Origin of the sequence: Marinicella gelatinilytica, assembly GCF_026410405.1 — a bacterium.
In the GTDB taxonomy this organism is placed as follows: Bacteria; Pseudomonadota; Gammaproteobacteria; order Xanthomonadales; family Marinicellaceae; genus Marinicella; species Marinicella gelatinilytica.
In genome coordinates this window covers 70,351-88,404 of record NZ_JAPMLN010000007.1, presented here as the reverse complement: position 1 = coordinate 88,404, position 18,054 = coordinate 70,351, and the positions used below count along the sequence as shown (strand labels likewise).

The following is an 18,054-nucleotide window of genomic DNA, read 5'->3' as shown; positions in this document are numbered from 1 at the left end:
CACTATATGTTGCTATATCAGTTCAGTTCATCCAACTATGCTGCCAGTAATTTTACTGACACTATGTATTTCTTTAGTATAAAATCTATCGGCAAAGTTCACCACCATTATTGTCATTATTGTCATTTATGAATAAAACCAAGAACCCGATAGCACATATCAAAAAGAAATTACGCGGTCAAATGACTTCAGCATCTGCTGACTATGGACTGGTAGAAGCCGGTGATCGGCTGATGGTATGTTTATCCGGCGGTAAAGATTCCTACACCATGCTCGCATTACTACAAGACATTCAACGCAAAGCACCCTTTTCTTTTGATTTAATCGCAGTCAACTTAGACCAAAAACAACCCGGATTTCCTGAGCATATTTTGCCCAATTATTTAGCGGCACAAGGTGTCCAGTACCACATCATTGAAGAAGACACCTACAGCATTGTTCAAGACAAGATACCGAACGGTAAAACCACATGTGGTTTGTGTTCACGGCTGCGGCGTGGCATTCTCTACCGCGTAGCCGGCGAATTAGGCTGCAATAAAATCGCTTTGGGTCATCACCAGGATGATGTAGTGGAAACGCTGTTTTTAAATATGTTTTTTGGCGGTACACTTAAGGCCATGCCGCCCAAACTTATCAGTGATGATGGCCGCAATACGGTTATAAGGCCACTTTATTACTGTCGGGAAAAGGACATTGCAGATTATGCTGAAATGATGGATTTCCCGATTATCCCCTGTAACCTATGTGGCTCACAAGACAATCTGCAACGTCAGGCCATTAAACAAATGCTCAAACAATGGGATCATATTCAACCCGGTCGTGTTGACAACATTGCCCGCGCCATTAAGAACATTGCACCAACTCAGTTGGGTGATGGTGAGCTGGTTGATTTTAAATCACTAAGCAGTCGTGCAGCAGGATTACCGCAGTTTGTTTAACCGGCTTTTTTTAAATAAACTAACAGCAAGGAAATGGCTGCCGGAGTCATACCTTGCATACGTGAAGCCTGACCAATGGTGGCAGGCTTAACCTGATTAAGCTTTTCTATCAACTCAGAACTCAAACCATTCACCTGGCTATAATCAAAATCAAGTGGCAACGGCTTGCCCTCTTGGGATTTGGCTTTGTCAATTTCCTGTTGTTGACGTGCCAGATAGCCGGCATACTGGGTGTGAATTTCCACCTGATCTAAAACATCTTTGCTGCGATTCGGCAGGCTGATTTCTTCAAAACCCATAAACATCGAAACATTCACTTCCGGACGACGCAGTAAATCATAGGCACTGGTTTCTTTACTAATTTGGATACCGGATTGGGTCATGAATTTCTGACCTAATTCATTGTGCGGAGACAACCACACTGATTTTAGACTTGCTAAGGATGCTTCGACATGCTGTTTTTTATCCATAAATGTTCGATAGCGATGGTCATCAACCAGTCCTAATTCATAACCCTTTTCGGTTAAACGAAAATCGGCATTATCTTCGCGCAACATGAGCCGGTATTCGGCCCGAGAAGTAAACATACGATAGGGTTCACTGGCACCTTGGGTGATTAAGTCATCAATTAAGACCCCGATATAAGCCTCATTCCGTGCCGGTGTCCAACTTGGTTTACCGGCCACTTTACGGGCCGCATTTAAGCCGGCAATTAAACCTTGAGCCGCGGCTTCTTCATAACCGGTGGTGCCATTTATCTGACCGGCAAAGAATAAGTTCTCCACATACTTAGTCTCTAAGGACGGCAATAAGCCGCGGGGATCGAAAAAGTCATACTCTATGGCATAGCCGGGGCGCGTGATATGCGCTTTCTCAAATCCTTTAATGGAGCGCACCAATTGAATCTGAACATCAAATGGTAAAGATGTAGAAATCCCATTGGGGTACAATTCCTGGGTATTTAAACCTTCCGGCTCAACAAAAATCTGATGCGAATCCTTATCGGCAAAACGCATGATTTTATCTTCTATCGACGGACAGTAACGCGGGCCTTTGCCTTCAATGCGGCCTGAGTACATGGGTGATCGATCTAAACCACCGCGAATAAAATCATGGGTTTTTAGGTTGGTGTGGGTTATATAACAACTGACTTGCTCAGGGTGATCAGACACATCGCCTAAATAAGAGAATACCGGCATCGGTAAATCCCCGGGTTGTTCTTCCATCACTGAAAAATCAACGGTTTTACCATCGATGCGTGGCGGAGTACCGGTTTTTAAACGTGCCACAGCAAAGGGCAAAGCCCGGAGCTTTTGTGCCAACACAGTCGCTGGCGGATCTCCGGCCCGTCCACCTTGATATTGACTGGTGCCGATATGAATTTGCCCGCCCAAAAAAGTACCAACGGTCATCACCACAGTTTTTGCTCTAAAGGTGACACCCATTTGCGTGATGCAGCCTTTGACCACATCATTTTCAATAATCAGGTCTTCCACCGCTTGTTGAAATATATGCAGATTTTCTTGGTGTTCAATAACCTTCCGAATCGCAGCACGGTATAAATTTCGATCACATTGCGCCCGGGTGGCACGTACGGCCGCACCTTTTCGGGCGTTTAAGGTTCGCCATTGAATGCCTGCTTGATCGGTGGCTTGCGCCATAACACCGCCCAAAGCATCAATTTCCTTCACCAAATGACCTTTACCAATACCGCCAATGGCGGGATTACAGCTCATCTGGCCGATGGTTTCGATGTTATGTGTCAACAGCAAGGTGCTGGCACCGGTGCGCGCCGCGGCTAAGGCCGCATCGGTACCGGCATGGCCTCCGCCCACCACGATAACATCAAAAATTTGTGGATACTGCATAACAGATTAAATTTAAAGCAACCCCTTATTGTATAGGTAAAACTGGCTAATCACAAATTATAATGATGAATCTATTTTTTAATGTCTTGGAAATAATTATTGGCTTGGTAAAAATGCATTAATCGTGAGTAAAATAATACCGGTTTGAGTTGTTGGTATAATCTTGCTGAATGCTTTTTTAGCGCTTTATGTTTAACACCCTGATAAATCTTGGGCTGATATTGTTGCAAGTGAACTGATTGAATTTTTTCGCCATCCTCAAATATTCCCCAACTTTCAGGGCTGATCCATGGCGCATAAATACTAAAAGTGGCTAAGTTAAGTGATTTGCCCATATTAATGGCGCCGCCTTCATTCCCAATGATGGCTTGACAGCGATTAAGCAATGCCAAAAATTGCCGTAAATCTCGACCAATTACACTCCGATGAATATGTTGTCTTGTTTCAACCTGGCATAATTCATAGAGCTCTTGGGCTTGCTGTTGCTGATGAGGTAGATAGTTAAAGAGCAACTCAACAGCATTATGCTTAACCACATGATCGATCACTAACGCCATTGACGACAGCGGTAAGGTTTTTTCTTGGCTGCTACCCAATGCACTAATCATGACGAGCTTCTTGTGCCGTAAGCCAGCTGCTGCCAATAGCTGATCAGCTTCTGCCTGTTCCTCCTTGTGCAGGTAAATCTTCGGTATACTCACTTTTTCAGTCCAATCACGATCTCGATAAATCAGACGCAAACGATTTTCAATGGCTAAACCTGCCGCCGTTTTAGCGTGTTGATCGCGTCTAATGGTTTGTGTATAGCACCAAAATGAATACCATTTATAATAAGACACACGCGTCTTAGCACCTGAAAATAAGCTGATTAAGTTACTCTGGGTTTTGCCGTAGGCATCATAGATACGGTCATAGGATTGCTTCCTGATTTTTCTGACAAAATTATAAAAACCGCGAAAGGTATCATCATCACCAGGTTTAAACACCAATAGCCTATCGACAGCCGGGTGGTTGCTCACAATGGCTTGGGTATTGTCATTCACTAAATAATGAACTGTTGCTTCAGGCCATTGTGACTTTATGGCTTCACAAACCAAGGTGCTAACAAGCACATCACCGATCATTTTCATTTGGATAACCAACACCTTCATAGATACTGTCATTCAGCCCTAAAACCCGGGTTATTATACAAATGCTTATTCCGATGTCGCAATGCGGAAATGACTTGGTTTTTTAATCATTGATTGGACGACTTTTGTTTTGATTACTTACAGTGTCTAAGTTCGGGGCTTGTAGCCAATAGCCTCCACTAAAAACAACCAGTAATGAAAATATCACGGCATCTCGCCAATTCAACCGTAATGGATCTTTTTTACGGTTTTGTGATTGTTTATTGTGGTTATAATTTGTTTTAACCTGAAGGTTTCGTTGTGCCTGTTGTTCTAGCTCAGTTCTTATGGAATGCTGTTTTGTCATTTGGAATCTCCTGATAAAAACAGTCATTTTGCCCACTGAATATGTCAACAGGAGGGCCAAATAATGATTATTTCTGGCCGCATATGAAATTTAAATGAATCGATTGAACAAAATTATAATGACTGATATGCTAAATTAAATTTATTTAAGGAGAACAGATATATGGGCTTTTTTGATTTTATCAGTGATGCAGGCGCCAAAGTTTTCGGTAAAGACAAACCTGAAAAAGATGTCACCATGCCTATCATTAAGCACATTGAGAACAGTGGCGTTAGCACCGAATATGTTAACACCGATTTCAAAGCCGGGGTTGTTACATTATCAGGTTATGTGCCAAATAATGAACAAAAAGAAAAAGCTGTATTGACAGCAGGTAATATTGCCGGTGTTTCTCGGGTACAGGATAATTTATTGATAGGAACACCACCGGACGATGCCACTGAAGCTGTTAAGGAAATGCAGGAGCATGCAGTAAAAGAAATGAAAGTGGAAGGTGATAGCAATTGGGAATCACGTACTTATACGGTTAAATCAGGTGACACTTTGGGAAAAATTGCGAAACAATTTTATGGTGACGCGATGAAATACCCGAAAATTTTTGAAGCCAATCAACCTATGCTTGAAAACCCCGATAAAATTTATCCCGGCCAGGTATTACGTATTCCTAAGTAAATCGCTGAACAGCCAATAACGGTGCGTAATTGCACCGTTATTGCTTTATTAAACCTTGGATAACGAAATCAGCCGCCATGATACCGAAGCCACTGATGACTGTGGGCGTTGTTCCATAACCAGAATCACAATCTAAGCGGTAAGAACGCTGTTCCGAGGCTTCACAGAACGGAGACGTCATCTGTTCATCGGAAAAAATAGCCGCTATACCAAACTTCTTTAATCCATTAAAGTCATTATATCGGCGCAGTTCATAACGCACTTTCTTAAGCAATCGATCGCCATAGGTTTGATTCAAGTCAGCCACTTGTAAATTATTAGGTTGTTTTTTACCACCGGCACCACCTGTGGTAACCACCGGAATTGTCTTTTTGTGGCATAACGTCAACAACAACACTTTGTGCTTAATGGAATCGACGGCATCAATGAGAAAATCGAAATCAGTGTCTAACAGTGTATTGGCAGTGGTGTCCATAAAAAATTGCTCATGGGCATGGACCATACATTCGGGATTAATATCAAGAATCCGCGACTTCATTGCCGACACTTTTGATTGCCCTACGGTACTATTTAACGCATGTATCTGACGATTAATGTTGGTTACACAGACTTCATCAGCATCCATCAGCGTTATTTCACCAACGCCACAACGGGCCAACATTTCTGCCGCCCAACAACCCACACCACCTACACCAACCACCGCCACGTGTGCTTGCTGTAAGCGCTGAAAACCGGCTTCACCGTAAAGTCGTTCAATACCGCTAAAGCGCTCTTTCATACATTAAAAATCTGTCGACAGTTTTGATTTGTTTGCTTTACTAACTCAGTGACTGAGGTATTTTTAAGTTGCGCAATGCCTTCCGCCACTTCCACTAAATCAGCCGGCAAATTACGTTCTTTGCTTTTATGGTATAACGGCTGATCTGGCGCATCAGTTTCAATCACCACATGCTTTAAAGACACTGATTTGACCACTTCATGCAATCTGTGAGATTTGGGATTAACCACTGCAGTGCCAAAACCCAACAACACGCCGGCTTCAGTGATTTGTCTTGCCTGCTCCACTGAGCCATTAAAACTGTGCATGACAGCCCGATAATAATCATGCTTTTTCAAACCCTCAAAAACAGCTTGCACTGCACCATTAACATGCAAAATAAGCGGTAGATTTAGATTCTTAGCCATTTTAATCTGTTGCTCGAAATAATACTGCTGGTCATCGCGGTCTAAATCATCACGGTAATAATCCAAACCACATTCACCTAAAGCCACCGCCTGATTATTTTGTAAAAACTCAGCCAAGATATCTAAATCTTGCTGTTGGTGCTGATCAACAAAATACGGATGCAAACCATAAGCCGGAAAAACATCGTCATTTTCAGCGGCAATGGATTTTATTTTGGAAAAGCCTTTAGCCACAGTGGCCGGCAAAACAAAACCTGTTACCCCTGACTGTCGAGCATCCGATAACAGTTGTTGACGATCATCGTCAAAACGGGCGTCATCAATATGGATATGTGAATCAATCAAACCACCGGCTCTGAAAACAAGCGTGGCATGACATCACCCCAAATTATGTAATGATCTACCAACAAAAATGCAAACAACAACATTAAATACCATATAGAGTATTTAAAGGTATTCCATGCCAACAGCGGCGATTGGGTGCGTTTTAATTCAAATGTCATCCACAGAAAACGCCCGCCTAAAATCACTGCTCCGGCCAAATAAATAACTCCACTCATGCCGGTTAAAAAAGGAAATAATGTAACGATAAATAATAATATGGTGTAAAAAATTATGTGTAATTCTGTAAATTTCACCCCATGGGTTACCGGCAACATGGGGATATGGGCTTTTTTATAGTCTTCTTTGCGAAAAATGGCCAATGCCCAAAAGTGTGGCGGCGTCCAGACATAGATTATTGCCAACAATAACAGCGCATCCGGCGTCACTTGCCCGGTTACCGTGGTCCAGCCCAATACCGGTGGTGTGGCACCCGCCAAACCTCCAATCACGATATTTTGTGGCGTTACCCGTTTTAGGAACATGGTATAGACAAAGGCATAACCGATTAAAGAAATAAAGGTGAGCACCGCCGTTAAAACATTAACGAAATAGACCAGTATCAGGGTGCCAAGAATGGACAAAATACCGGCAAAAACCAAGACATTGACAGTTTTCAATCCACCGCTTGGTAAGGGACGATGTTGCGTTCGCAACATCACCTTATCGGCTTTTTGATCGGCCCAATGATTAATGGCCGCCGCGCCGCCGGCACTCAAAGCAATGCCCAATAACCCCCAGAGAATAACAATCCACTCCGATTGTGGAAAATTACGCATAGACAGTAGCATTCCCACAAACGCCGTGAACAAAATTAATAGCACCACGCCGGGTTTGGTCAATGCAAAGTATTGTTTGATTCGAGTCATAAACTAATTATAGGAAGCTTTACGGGTTTTATAAAGCAGATACACCAAACTGACGAGTAATAATGCCGCCACACCGTTATGCAAGACCGCCACAACCAAAGGCAACATAAAGGTTACATTGATTATTCCCAAGGAAATTTGTAGTGCCAATAACAAGCCAATAATAACAGCCATCGGTAATAATTCTCGATTTTTAGTGAGGCGATAAATCAACCATGATAAATACAAAGTCACCACCACAAAACCCAAGCGATGCGTCATTTGAATCGCCACTCGAGCAGGACCGTCTTTCACCCCAAACTCATAATTGACACCGAATTCCCGAAACAAATTAAACCCCTGAACAAAATCCATGGTTGGCCACCATTGTCCGTTACATTGCGGAAAGCCGGTACACGCCAAAGCCGCGTAATTGGCGCTGGTCCAGCCACCTAAGGCAATTTGTAAAACCACCAAAAACAAACCAACAGCAACCATCTTTGTGGTCACATGACCGGCATAACGATAACCTGAAATACCCGGTGTTTCACGGCAAGCCAACCACGTTAAAAGTGACAGTGTTAACAAACCACCCAACAAATGGCTCATAACGATACTCGGATGCAGTTTTAAAGTCACGGTCCACATACCCAATGCCGCTTGAAACGTAATCACTAAACCGATAATAAAAGGTAATTTAGGTGACATCAGGTGGCGTTTTCGAAAAGCCCAGATGAATAAGCCCAAAACCAGCAAACCTAAAACACCGGCCAAAATTCGATGCACCACTTCTTTCCAAGCTTTATGCACTTCCACTGCTCGCTCAGGGAAGTTTTGATTGGCAATTTCAATGTCACTTGCCTGTGTGGGCCACGTTAAGTGGCCATAACAACCGGGCCAATCAGGACAACCTAACCCCGCATCTGATAAACGCACGAAAGCACCCAGAACAACCACACAAAGTGCCAACCAAACAGCGAACCAAGCTAAATGTTTATATTTCATTATTAACCTTTTCTTTTAACCAGCAGTTTGAGATCTTTTATTATATCTTCAGGCTTATTGTCCCGAGTAAATGCCATCATTAAATAACCTTCCGGAGCCACCACATACAAGCCACTACCGGAACCCAAAGACTGTGTTGATAAGTCATTGAACATATCATTTAAGACTTTTTCACCCTTGGTGGTTACTTTTGTAATGTGTTGGTAGGGATCTTCTTCACGGTTGTTAAATTCTTCTGCTAATACCATTAACTCTAACTTATCAGCATTTTGTGCCAGGGTCAGGTTGTACCGGTGCAGCTTATTTTCCCAATTCAAACATGCTTCATCACAAACCTCTGCAGTGCGATAAATTAAGGTCCAGTGATCTGTTAATTCATTCACCCAATCAGCCTCTGTATAGTCTGCCACCTTAATGGGCGGAGATATAAACAAACCATGATTTTTTGTTGATGAAGGCTCAAAATCAACCAGGCCTGATCCCAGTAGATACGCCACCAGTACCGGTATGGCGAACAATAAAAAGATAATTAAAATAATCAGTTTGTTTTTACTTTTTTGGTGCATGGCTTTTTCGTAAAAAATAAATATAAATAAAACATAATGCCAATGACATAATAAACCACTGAAATGCATAGGCACGGTGCCTGGCTGCAGTCATCATTGGCGCTTGCCAATCTCTCACAAAACCATATTCGGCAGCCGCATCCAGTTTGATCACGCGATCCAATACATGACATTCGTCACGTTGACATAACTGTTGTGTCATAAACACTCGGGTTTGTGCCGGTGGTAAATATGTGACTTGTTGCTGTGCAACGTCTTTTAAAATTTGCTCACCTAATTGCACACCCGGACGTGGCCAAGCCGCTAACATACCTGAAAGTTCGGTATCCTGTTGCTCGATTGTTAAGTCGATAGTGGGTGAAGCTGTCCAACCGCGATTGACCAAAAGCCAGATATTGTCATTTGTTAAAAACGCAGTTAAAACATTAAAACCAACTTGCCCTTCGTGGAATTGATTGGCCAGTAAAAAATGGGTGTTGTGATATTGACCGCGTACCTGAATGGACTGGTAATCTTTAACTGATTGCCAATCAGATAATTGTTTGGGTGATTGCACTTTTCCATTCTGCATTTGTTGGCGAATTTGGTCTTTTTCCTGAGCTCGACCCAGCTGCCAAAAGCCGGCCCAAATCATCAGCAACAAAATGGCTAACCATAACAAGGTAAATACCCAAGGAAATTTGGAATCGTGTTCCACTGGTTTAACCGGTTGGGCTTAACTGCAACCCATGTGGAACAATCCATCCCATTTTCATGGCCAATAAAATAAACAGAAATAAAGCCACTGACATGATGATGCGAACGGTTAAAAATCGCACCGTGTTATTACTTCGGCCTTTATCACGTGACAGATAGAATAATGCAGAACCCATGCTGTAAATAATAAATAAGAAAACAATAACGATGAGGTATTTCATAACAGCATTTTAAGCGCCGAAACCTTTCGTTTCGGCGCAACTTGTGAATAAAGTCCTAAAGAACGTAAACAAAGATAAATAAGCCCAACCAGACCACATCAACAAAGTGCCAGTACCAAGCGACAGCTTCGAAACCAAAATGGTCATCTGCTTTAAAATGACCTTTTATCAATCGAACCGTAATAACGGCAAGCATAATAGTACCTAACGTTACATGAATCCCATGAAACCCGGTTAACATAAAGAACGTTGCACCATAAATGCCGGACTTCAAGGTTAAATTCAAATGTTGGTATGCCTCTATGTACTCTTCCACTTGATAAAACAAGAAGGTTGCACCCAACAACACTGTCGCAATCATCCAGATAATGGTTTTTTTACGATCACCGGCACGTAAAGCATGGTGTGCAATGGTAATGGTAATGGAACTGGTCAACAGCAACAATGTGTTTACCAAAGGCAAAGAAAAGGCGCTGATGGTTTCAAAACGACCATTTAAGTCACCAGGGCCGTTGGTTGGCCACACAGATTCATAACCGGACCAGAGTTGAACATTGGTGGCTAAATTAGTGCCCTCGCCGCCTAACCAAGGCACTGCAAAAGTTCTGGCATAAAATAAAGCACCAAAGAAAGAAGCAAAAAACATCACTTCTGAAAAAATAAACCAGATCATGCCGGCTCGAAATGAAGCATCCACCTGTTTGTTATAGAGATTATCTTCACTTTCTTTAATGACTTCTCCAAACCAACCGAAGAACATCACAATCAAAATTGCAAAGCCCAAATACATCAACCACGGCGTTGTCGGCTCCAGATCAAGGTTGTTGAATTTAATACTGGCACCGATTACGGTGATGAATAAACCCACGCACGCGACAATTGGCCACTTGGCTTTATGGGGAACATAGTATTGATTTTCACTTATTTCTGTCATGGCTCACTACCCGATAAATTTTAACTATTATTGTGAGACTTATGTAGAGGTCTCATTGTTTTGACTATCTGTGATCGATGCTGCAGTATCAAGCACTTGATATTTATTAAAAAAAGTATACGACAAAGTCACTAATTTGACATCTTTAGGCAAATCGCTACTGATGATAAAAGTCAGTGGCATTTGCATTTCTTCACCAGCCTGTAATAACTGCTCGGTAAAACAAAAACACTCTGTTTTATTAAAGTATTTTGAGGCTTTAGCCGGCGCAACACTGGGAACCGCTTGACCAATAATTTCAACAGCCGCGGTATTTTTTGCATAATATTCAGTGTGGTAAAGCTTTCCCAATTGAACTTCCATAGAAAACTCAGTGGGGCGAAAAGACCAGGGCAAATCACTTTTTACGTTACCGTCGAACTGCACGGTTACGGTACGGTTATCATCAACTGCTGGTTGATTTCTCTCAACTTCAGCGTTGGTGGTGACACCGGTTTTACCATTTAATCCGGTAATATCACAAACCACATCATATAAAGGCACCAACACAAAAGCAAAACCGGCCATTAATACAGCTATGGCTAATAAGGCTTTTAAGGTATTTGTAACACTATCAAACATTGGCTTGGCTTAACACTAAATATACAGACCATAAAAATAAAGCAACAGTCACCACCCCTAAGATGGCGACTGTTTTTTTAATACCTCTGCGTTGTTGAGGTGTTTTTTGCTTTTTTGACGACATTAGTGGGTATCACCATGTGCCATTTTACTTAAATCAACCGGCTTATATTCTTCAAAAGTATGGTGTGGCGCCGGAGATGGTACAGTCCACTCCAAACCTTTGGCATCATCCCAAACTTGATCAGTGGCTTTTACGCCACCGCGAACGGTTTTAATAACAATATAAACAAAGAACACTTGCGCCAAACCAAAGGCGAAACCGCCGATACTTGACCACATATTAAATTCCGCAAACTGTGTGGAGTAATCAGGGATCCGTCGTGGCATACCCGCTAAGCCTAAGAAATGTTGCGGGAAGAACAATACGTTCACAGAAATTGCTGACCACCAAAAGTGAATTTTACCTAAGCGCTCGTCATACATGTGGCCGGTCCATTTAGGTAACCAGTAGTAAGCTGCCGCAATAATAGCAAACACTGATCCAGGAACCAGAACATAATGGAAATGCGCCACAATAAAGTAGGTGTCATGGTATTGTAAATCCACCGGAGCCAGCGCCATCATCACACCCGAAAAACCACCAATTGAAAACAATGCCACAAAAGCAATGGAAAACAACATCGGCGTTTCAAAGGTCATGGCGCCACGCCACATAGTCGCTAACCAGTTGAAAATCTTGACCCCCGTGGGTACCGCAATCAACATCGTGGCATACATAAAATAGAGCTGACCACCCAAAGGCATACCCACTGAGAACATGTGATGCGCCCAAACAATAAAGGATAAAAAGGCAATCGCCGCCGTGGCATACACCATCGACACGTAACCGAACAAACGTTTACGCGCAAAGGTCGGAATAATTTCAGAGACAATACCAAATGACGGTAAAATCATAATATAGACCTCAGGGTGACCGAAGAACCAGAAAATATGTTGGAACATCACTGGATCACCACCACCTGCGGCATTAAAGAAACTGGTACCAAAATATCGGTCAGTTAGCAGCATGGTTACGGCACCTGCCAGTACCGGCATCACCAAAATCAATAAAAAAGCGGTAATCAACCAGGTCCAGACAAACATCGGCATATTCAAGTAACCCACATTAGGGGCTCGCATATTAACAATGGTGGCAATAATATTAATGGCGCCTAAAATTGATGAGATACCCATCAAATGCACGGCAAACACTAAAAATGCCACATTTTGACCGCCCTGAAGAACCAAAGGTGGATACATGGTCCAGCCACCGGCCGGGGCACCGCCACCCATAAAGAAGGTAGATGCTAAAACCACAAATGCAAATGGCAATAACCAGAATGAAAAATTATTTAACCGAGGCAAAGCCATATCCGGCGCACCAATCATCATCGGCACCATCCAGTTAGCTAAACCCACAAATGCCGGCATCACTGCACCAAAAATCATAAACAGTGCGTGCATGGTGGTCATCTGGTTAAAGAAGAATGGCTCCACAAACTGTAGACCAGGCTGGAACAATTCTGCGCGGATGACCATTGCCATGGCACCGCCAAGAATAAACATCGCTAAAGCGAACACCAGGTACATGGTGCCAATGTCTTTGTGATTGGTGGTCAATAACCAACGATTAACAAATCCTTTGGGTTTATGATCGTGGGTCAAACCATCGTGTGTAATTTCGTGACTCATAATTTAATCCTCGAGTTTATTGTTTGGCGGCTTCGACGTCGGCCGGTTGTACCCGGTCCCCGGCATCATTACCAAAAGAGTTACGGGTATAGGTAATGGTGGCCGCGATGTCTTCAGCGGGCAACATATTACCAAACGGCATCATGCCGGTTCCCGGCACACCGTTAACAACCGTATCAATCTGTTTCGCGATATCACCGGTTACCACAGCACTGTTTGCCAATGCCGGAAATGCCGGCGGCATACCGGAACCATCAATTTTATGACAGGCCAAACATTGGGTGTTATAAACTTCTTCACCGCGTGCCATTAAACGTTCCATCGACCACTCGCCATCAGCTTGTTGCGCTTCATCAGCCGCATTTTCACCATCAACTTCTTCAGTTTCAGCTTGTTCAGCGTCATCATCGGCAACCAATTCTTGTGCTGCTGATTGAACCATAGCCTCTGCCGTTTCAGACGCTGAACTTTGTTCAATCATATTGACAACGGCATCAGTGGCTTGTGGCGTGTCCACCGAAGCAGGCTGATTTGTCACGGTATCGCCCGTTTGCTCAGCCAGCCAATTGGCGTAATCAGATTTGCTTAAAACCTCAACCACGATCGGCATATAACCATGATCTTTACCACATAACTCAGCACATTGTCCGCGATAAGTACCGGGTTCTTTGACATTGGTCCATGCTTCATTAATGTAGCCGGGAATGGCGTCACGCTTCCAACCGAAATCAGGCACCCACCAAGAGTGAATGACATCATCGGAAGTTAACAAAAAGCGAATATTGGTATTAGCCGGAATAACCAATGGCTTATCAACCTCTAACAGATAGTTATCAACGGTACTGACATCAACGCCGGAGCCTTTTTGGCGGGCGATATTACTGTCAGCAGCTAAGGTACTTAAAAAGCCAAAACCATCCTCTAAATAATCATAGCGCCACTTCCATTGGTAACCGGTAATTTTAACCGTCATATCCATGGTAACTGGCTCACCTTTGTCATCCTTAGGGCTATCCATTTGAATCATGCCTTTGGTGGCAGGCAAAGCAATGGCAATCAAAATAAGGACAGGAATTGCGGTCCAAATAATTTCGATGGTGGTACTGTGCGAAAACTTAGCCGGTTCAACACCTTTGGATTTCCGATGCGCAATAATGGAATAAAACATCGCACCGAAGACACCGAGACAAATTACTACACAGATCCAAAGCACCAGCATGTGCATATCGTAAACTTGAGCACTGTAGTCGGAGACGCCTTTGGTTAAATTCAACTTATATTCAGCAGATGCTGCTGTCGACGCCAGTAGACTGCCGACCAATAAGCCTTTTTTAGTCTTTTTGTTCATCATACAATTGATACCCTAATTTTTTAATAAAAACCAATAACCCAGCTTGTTGAAACAAAGGTCCCTACAAATCAATTCCGTAAGTTAAGTCGATTAAGTCTTTAAATATGTAAAAATCTAAAAACTCAATCCGCTTTGGTAAGCGAAAAATGCTGTCTTGGTCGGTTAATGACGGAATTTTAACACTCCTCTACAAAAATATCCGCATCTCAATCTAATTATTTGCTCATTTAGTCACTCACCGAGGCAATTATAATAAAAAATTCCACATCAATCCTGATGTTTTTTTGTGCCACTCAGTAAATATACGCGCTTATCAACATTCATGCCAAAAACACTTAAATCGCTTCTTTCTAGTCACAAAATAACCACAATAACAAAAGTGAATGAAGTCACAGAGACATTCCACTATAATCTGCCCTGAACTATTCAACAGCAGATTGCCCATGACTTTCGATACCTCTCCTCTCAGTGAATCCTATTTAGCGGATGAAGAAATTGTTGTTGCAGAACTGTTATCGTTAACGGACTCAATACAAAGCAAACAACATAAAATTAAACAACTGGCCACAGATTTGGTCACAGAAGTGCGCGACCACATTGATGATATGGACGGCATTGACGCCTTTATGAAAGAGTATGATTTATCTTCAAAAGAAGGTATTTTACTGATGTGTCTGGCGGAAGCTTTACTGCGCATTCCCGATAAATCAACCGCCGACAAACTCATTAAAGATAAAATCTTGGATGCTGACTGGAAATCTCACTTAGGACGCAGTGATTCCTTATTTGTGAATGCATCTACCTGGGGGTTAATGCTGACCGGTCGCATCATAGATATTGATGTCTCTAAGAAAGGCATGTCCAAAGCCATGGATAAGTTTATTAACAAAACCGGCGAGCCGGTCATTCGTACCGGCTTATTACGCGGCATGGAAATGATGGGTAAGCAGTTTGTTATGGGTCGAACCATCAAAGAAGCACTAAAGCGCGGCAGAAGCAAAGGTTTTAAGGCCTATCGATTTTCTTACGATATGCTCGGCGAAGCTGCGCTGACACAAGAGGACGCTGATCGCTATTATAAGGCCTACGCCGATTCCATTGACGCCATTGCCGAGGCCAATAAAAAACGCCATATTAACGATGCCTCCAGTATTTCAATTAAATTATCTGCGCTGCATCCGCGCTATGAGGTGGCGAACACCGAGCGTGTCATGGCAGAACTGGCACCCAGAGTACTGAGTTTAGTGAAACAAGCCAAAGCACAAAATGTAGCCGTCACGGTCGATGCCGAAGAAGCTGACCGACTTGAATTGTCACTCAAAGTTTTTGCGGATGTTTATGCCCAGCTAAATGATTACAATGGCTTTGGCATTGTGGTTCAAGCCTATCAAAAAAGGTCTTTAGACGTGCTTAAACTCTTGTCCCAACTCTATGACAAGCACCAACGGCTAATTCCGCTGCGATTAGTTAAAGGCGCTTATTGGGACACCGAAATCAAACGAGCACAAGAACAAGGTTTAAGCCATTATCCGGTATTTACCCGTAAACCCAATACCGATTTGTCTTACTTAGCCTGTGCGCTTTATTTACTGGACAACCGCGATAAATTTTATCCGCAATTTGCCACCCATAATGCCAATACAGTGGCCGCCATTTATACCATGGCCGGCGACAAAGGCGGTTACGAATTTCAGCGCTTACATGGTATGGGTCAGCCATTACACAAACAAACCATTGCCAGCGACGGATTGAACCGTCCTTGTCGAATTTATGCACCCGTTGGTACGCATCAAGACTTACTGCCATATTTGGTTAGAAGATTACTGGAAAATGGTGCCAACACCTCATTTGTGAATCGTTTAACTGATTTAAAAGTCAGTATTGATGTCATCACCCAAGATCCGATAGAAAAAATAGCCAAACAAACCATCCACAAACACCCTCAATTACCTTTGCCCAAAGATATTTTTGGTGAACAACGCATCAATTCATCCGGCATCAATGTTTATGACATTAATACCTTAGAAGAGCTACAGAACGACATTGAAGCACAACAAGAAATGACATTCAGTGCATGTTCTATTATCAATGGCGAAGAGAACCCCAACAGTAATCAGTTGCCAGTATTTTCTCCTGCTGATTTGCACAAAGAAGTGGGACACTATTATCACACCGATGAATCAGGGTTAGAGGCTGCAGTCACTACTGCCCAAACGTTCTTTCCTGCTTGGCGTGACAGCAGCACCCTTGACAGGTGTCAAGCGGCACTCAAAACCGCTGACTTACTGGAGGCGAATCGGGATAAATTGCTTTATTTATTGCGCCATGAAGCCGGCAAAACTTTAATGGATGCCATTTCTGAATTGCGAGAAGCCGTGGACTTCTGTCGTTATTATGGCCAACAAGCTTTATCTCTGTGCGGACAAGGCATAAAAATGCCGGGACCCACAGGCGAGAGTAATTATTTACTACACCAGGGCAAAGGCGTGTTTGTTTGCATCAGCCCCTGGAATTTTCCGTTGGCTATTTTTACCGGCCAAGTGATTGCCGCTTTGGTCACAGGCAACTGCGTTATCACCAAACCGGCTGAACAAACTAATCTAATTGCTTATCAAGTTGTGCGGCTAATGCATGAAGCCGGTTTCCCCTTTGAGGCCTTACAGTTAACTTTGGGTTCCGGCAAATTAGTGGGTAATTATCTGTGTCAACATCCGGCCATTCACGGTGCCGTATTTACTGGCTCAACAGCCACCGCACAAATTATCAATCGCAATCTGGTTAACCGAGACAGCCGAGAAATCGCCACTTTTATTGCCGAAACCGGTGGCCAAAACTGCATGATTGCTGACTCATCGACCTTACCTGAACAACTGGTTAAAGATGTCATCAGCTCCGCTTTTTTAAGCGCCGGCCAACGCTGTTCAGCGCTGCGAGTACTTTACATACAAGCTGATGTGGCGGATAAAGTTATTACCATGCTGCAAGGGGCCATGAATCAATTAAAAGTTGGTCACCCTAAACACTTTACGACCGATGTCGGACCACTGATTGATGAGTCTGCGCTCAATACATTAGAAGCGCATCGTACGCGAATGGCACAACTCGGAAAACCATTAAATAGTCCTGATTTGCCGAATATAAATGGTTTTTATTTCAGTCCTCAAGCAGTCGAAATTGAAAACATTAACCAGCTGAAAGAAGAAATATTCGGTCCTTTTTTACACATTATTCGCTATCAATCCAAAGATCTCGACAAAGTGATTGATGACATTAACAGCACCGGCTACGGATTGACCACCGGTGTGCATTCACGCATAGACGATACCATTGAGTATGTGGCCGCTAAAGTACAAGCCGGCAACTGCTATATAAATCGCAATATGACCGGAGCGGTTGTTGGTGTTCACCCATTTGGCGGCATGGGTCTTTCCGGCACCGGTCCAAAAGCCGGCGGCCCCGGTTATCTACACCGCTTTGTTCACGAAAAAACCATCACCAACAACATAGCTGCCGTTGGCGGTAATGCCGATTTGTTGGCTTTAAGTGACGAATAAATAG

At 43.1% G+C, this 18,054-nt stretch carries 18 protein-coding genes; 3 read left to right on the top strand and 15 right to left on the bottom strand.

All coding sequences use genetic code 11. From position 1 onward, the window contains the following. The first annotated feature begins 128 nt into the window (after nt 1-128). Nucleotides 129-938: a tRNA 2-thiocytidine(32) synthetase TtcA gene (gene ttcA, locus OS173_RS06325; RefSeq protein ID WP_267183431.1), complete on the top strand. Its 810-nt coding sequence runs from the start codon at nt 129-131 to the stop codon at nt 936-938. Here ttcA and mnmG read toward each other — a convergent pair. The 3 genes from mnmG to OS173_RS06310 all read right to left on the bottom strand — a co-directional run bounded on the left by mnmG (nt 935) and on the right by OS173_RS06310 (nt 4,282). Then, complete coding sequence (gene mnmG, locus OS173_RS06320; protein WP_267183430.1) at nt 935-2,806, bottom strand: tRNA uridine-5-carboxymethylaminomethyl(34) synthesis enzyme MnmG; 1,872 nt, start codon at nt 2,804-2,806, stop codon at nt 935-937. The genes ttcA and mnmG overlap by 4 nt on opposite strands. Before the next feature lie 71 nt (nt 2,807-2,877). After that, on the bottom strand, nt 2,878-3,969 hold the full coding sequence (locus OS173_RS06315; protein WP_267183429.1) for a glycosyltransferase family 9 protein: 1,092 nt from the start codon (nt 3,967-3,969) through the stop codon (nt 2,878-2,880). 70 nt (nt 3,970-4,039) lie between these two features. After that, entirely contained in the window at nt 4,040-4,282 is a 243-nt protein-coding gene (locus OS173_RS06310; protein WP_267183428.1) for a hypothetical protein, read from the bottom strand. 162 nt (nt 4,283-4,444) lie between these two features. On the opposite strand from OS173_RS06310, the gene lysM reads away from it, so the two are divergent. Continuing rightward, a complete protein-coding gene (gene lysM, locus OS173_RS06305) occupies nt 4,445-4,954 on the top strand; it encodes a peptidoglycan-binding protein LysM (RefSeq protein WP_267183427.1) in 510 nt (169 codons plus the stop codon). A 37-nt stretch (nt 4,955-4,991) separates the two neighbouring features. Here lysM and OS173_RS06300 read toward each other — a convergent pair whose 3' ends face one another. Genes OS173_RS06300 through coxB form a run of 12 tightly spaced genes read right to left on the bottom strand, consistent with a single transcriptional unit; the run spans nt 4,992 to nt 14,496 of the window. Beyond that, nucleotides 4,992-5,732, bottom strand: a complete 741-nt coding sequence (locus OS173_RS06300) for a tRNA threonylcarbamoyladenosine dehydratase (RefSeq protein WP_267183426.1) — start codon at nt 5,730-5,732, stop codon at nt 4,992-4,994. Next, nucleotides 5,729-6,484: a TatD family hydrolase gene (locus OS173_RS06295; protein WP_267183425.1), complete on the bottom strand. Its 756-nt coding sequence runs from the start codon at nt 6,482-6,484 to the stop codon at nt 5,729-5,731. The genes OS173_RS06300 and OS173_RS06295 overlap by 4 nt, the downstream gene beginning before the upstream one ends. Beyond that, entirely contained in the window at nt 6,481-7,389 is a 909-nt protein-coding gene (gene cyoE, locus OS173_RS06290; RefSeq protein ID WP_267183424.1) for a heme o synthase, read from the bottom strand. The genes OS173_RS06295 and cyoE overlap by 4 nt, the downstream gene beginning before the upstream one ends. A gap of 3 nt (nt 7,390-7,392) precedes the next feature. Next, nucleotides 7,393-8,373, bottom strand: coding sequence for a COX15/CtaA family protein (locus OS173_RS06285; RefSeq protein ID WP_267183423.1), 981 nt, complete (start codon nt 8,371-8,373; stop codon nt 7,393-7,395). 2 nt (nt 8,374-8,375) lie between these two features. Further along, nucleotides 8,376-8,939, bottom strand: coding sequence for a hypothetical protein (locus OS173_RS06280; protein ID WP_267183422.1), 564 nt, complete (start codon nt 8,937-8,939; stop codon nt 8,376-8,378). Then, complete coding sequence (locus tag OS173_RS06275) at nt 8,923-9,636, bottom strand: SURF1 family protein (RefSeq protein ID WP_267183421.1); 714 nt, start codon at nt 9,634-9,636, stop codon at nt 8,923-8,925. Before OS173_RS06275 ends, OS173_RS06280 begins: the two co-directional genes overlap by 17 nt. Before the next feature lie 4 nt (nt 9,637-9,640). Continuing rightward, nucleotides 9,641-9,856 carry a twin transmembrane helix small protein gene (locus OS173_RS06270; RefSeq protein WP_267183420.1) on the bottom strand — a complete coding sequence of 72 codons (216 nt, stop codon included), beginning with the start codon at nt 9,854-9,856 and terminating at the stop codon, nt 9,641-9,643. 55 nt (nt 9,857-9,911) lie between these two features. Further along, nucleotides 9,912-10,790: a cytochrome c oxidase subunit 3 gene (locus tag OS173_RS06265; RefSeq protein WP_267183419.1), complete on the bottom strand. Its 879-nt coding sequence runs from the start codon at nt 10,788-10,790 to the stop codon at nt 9,912-9,914. 39 nt (nt 10,791-10,829) lie between these two features. Continuing rightward, complete coding sequence (locus OS173_RS06260) at nt 10,830-11,411, bottom strand: cytochrome c oxidase assembly protein (RefSeq protein WP_267183418.1); 582 nt, start codon at nt 11,409-11,411, stop codon at nt 10,830-10,832. After that, complete coding sequence (locus OS173_RS06255) at nt 11,404-11,535, bottom strand: hypothetical protein (RefSeq protein WP_267183417.1); 132 nt, start codon at nt 11,533-11,535, stop codon at nt 11,404-11,406. Before OS173_RS06255 ends, OS173_RS06260 begins: the two co-directional genes overlap by 8 nt. Continuing rightward, on the bottom strand, nt 11,535-13,145 hold the full coding sequence (ctaD, locus tag OS173_RS06250) for a cytochrome c oxidase subunit I (protein ID WP_267183416.1): 1,611 nt from the start codon (nt 13,143-13,145) through the stop codon (nt 11,535-11,537). Before ctaD ends, OS173_RS06255 begins: the two co-directional genes overlap by 1 nt. A 16-nt stretch (nt 13,146-13,161) precedes the next feature. Further along, nucleotides 13,162-14,496, bottom strand: coding sequence for a cytochrome c oxidase subunit II (gene coxB / locus OS173_RS06245; protein ID WP_267183415.1), 1,335 nt, complete (start codon nt 14,494-14,496; stop codon nt 13,162-13,164). Nucleotides 14,497-14,939: 443 nt separating this feature from the next. Here coxB and putA point away from each other — a divergent pair, with 443 nt between their 5' ends. Continuing rightward, nucleotides 14,940-18,050, top strand: a complete 3,111-nt coding sequence (gene putA / locus OS173_RS06240; protein WP_267183414.1) for a bifunctional proline dehydrogenase/L-glutamate gamma-semialdehyde dehydrogenase PutA — start codon at nt 14,940-14,942, stop codon at nt 18,048-18,050. The last annotated feature ends 4 nt before the right edge of the window (nt 18,051-18,054 follow it).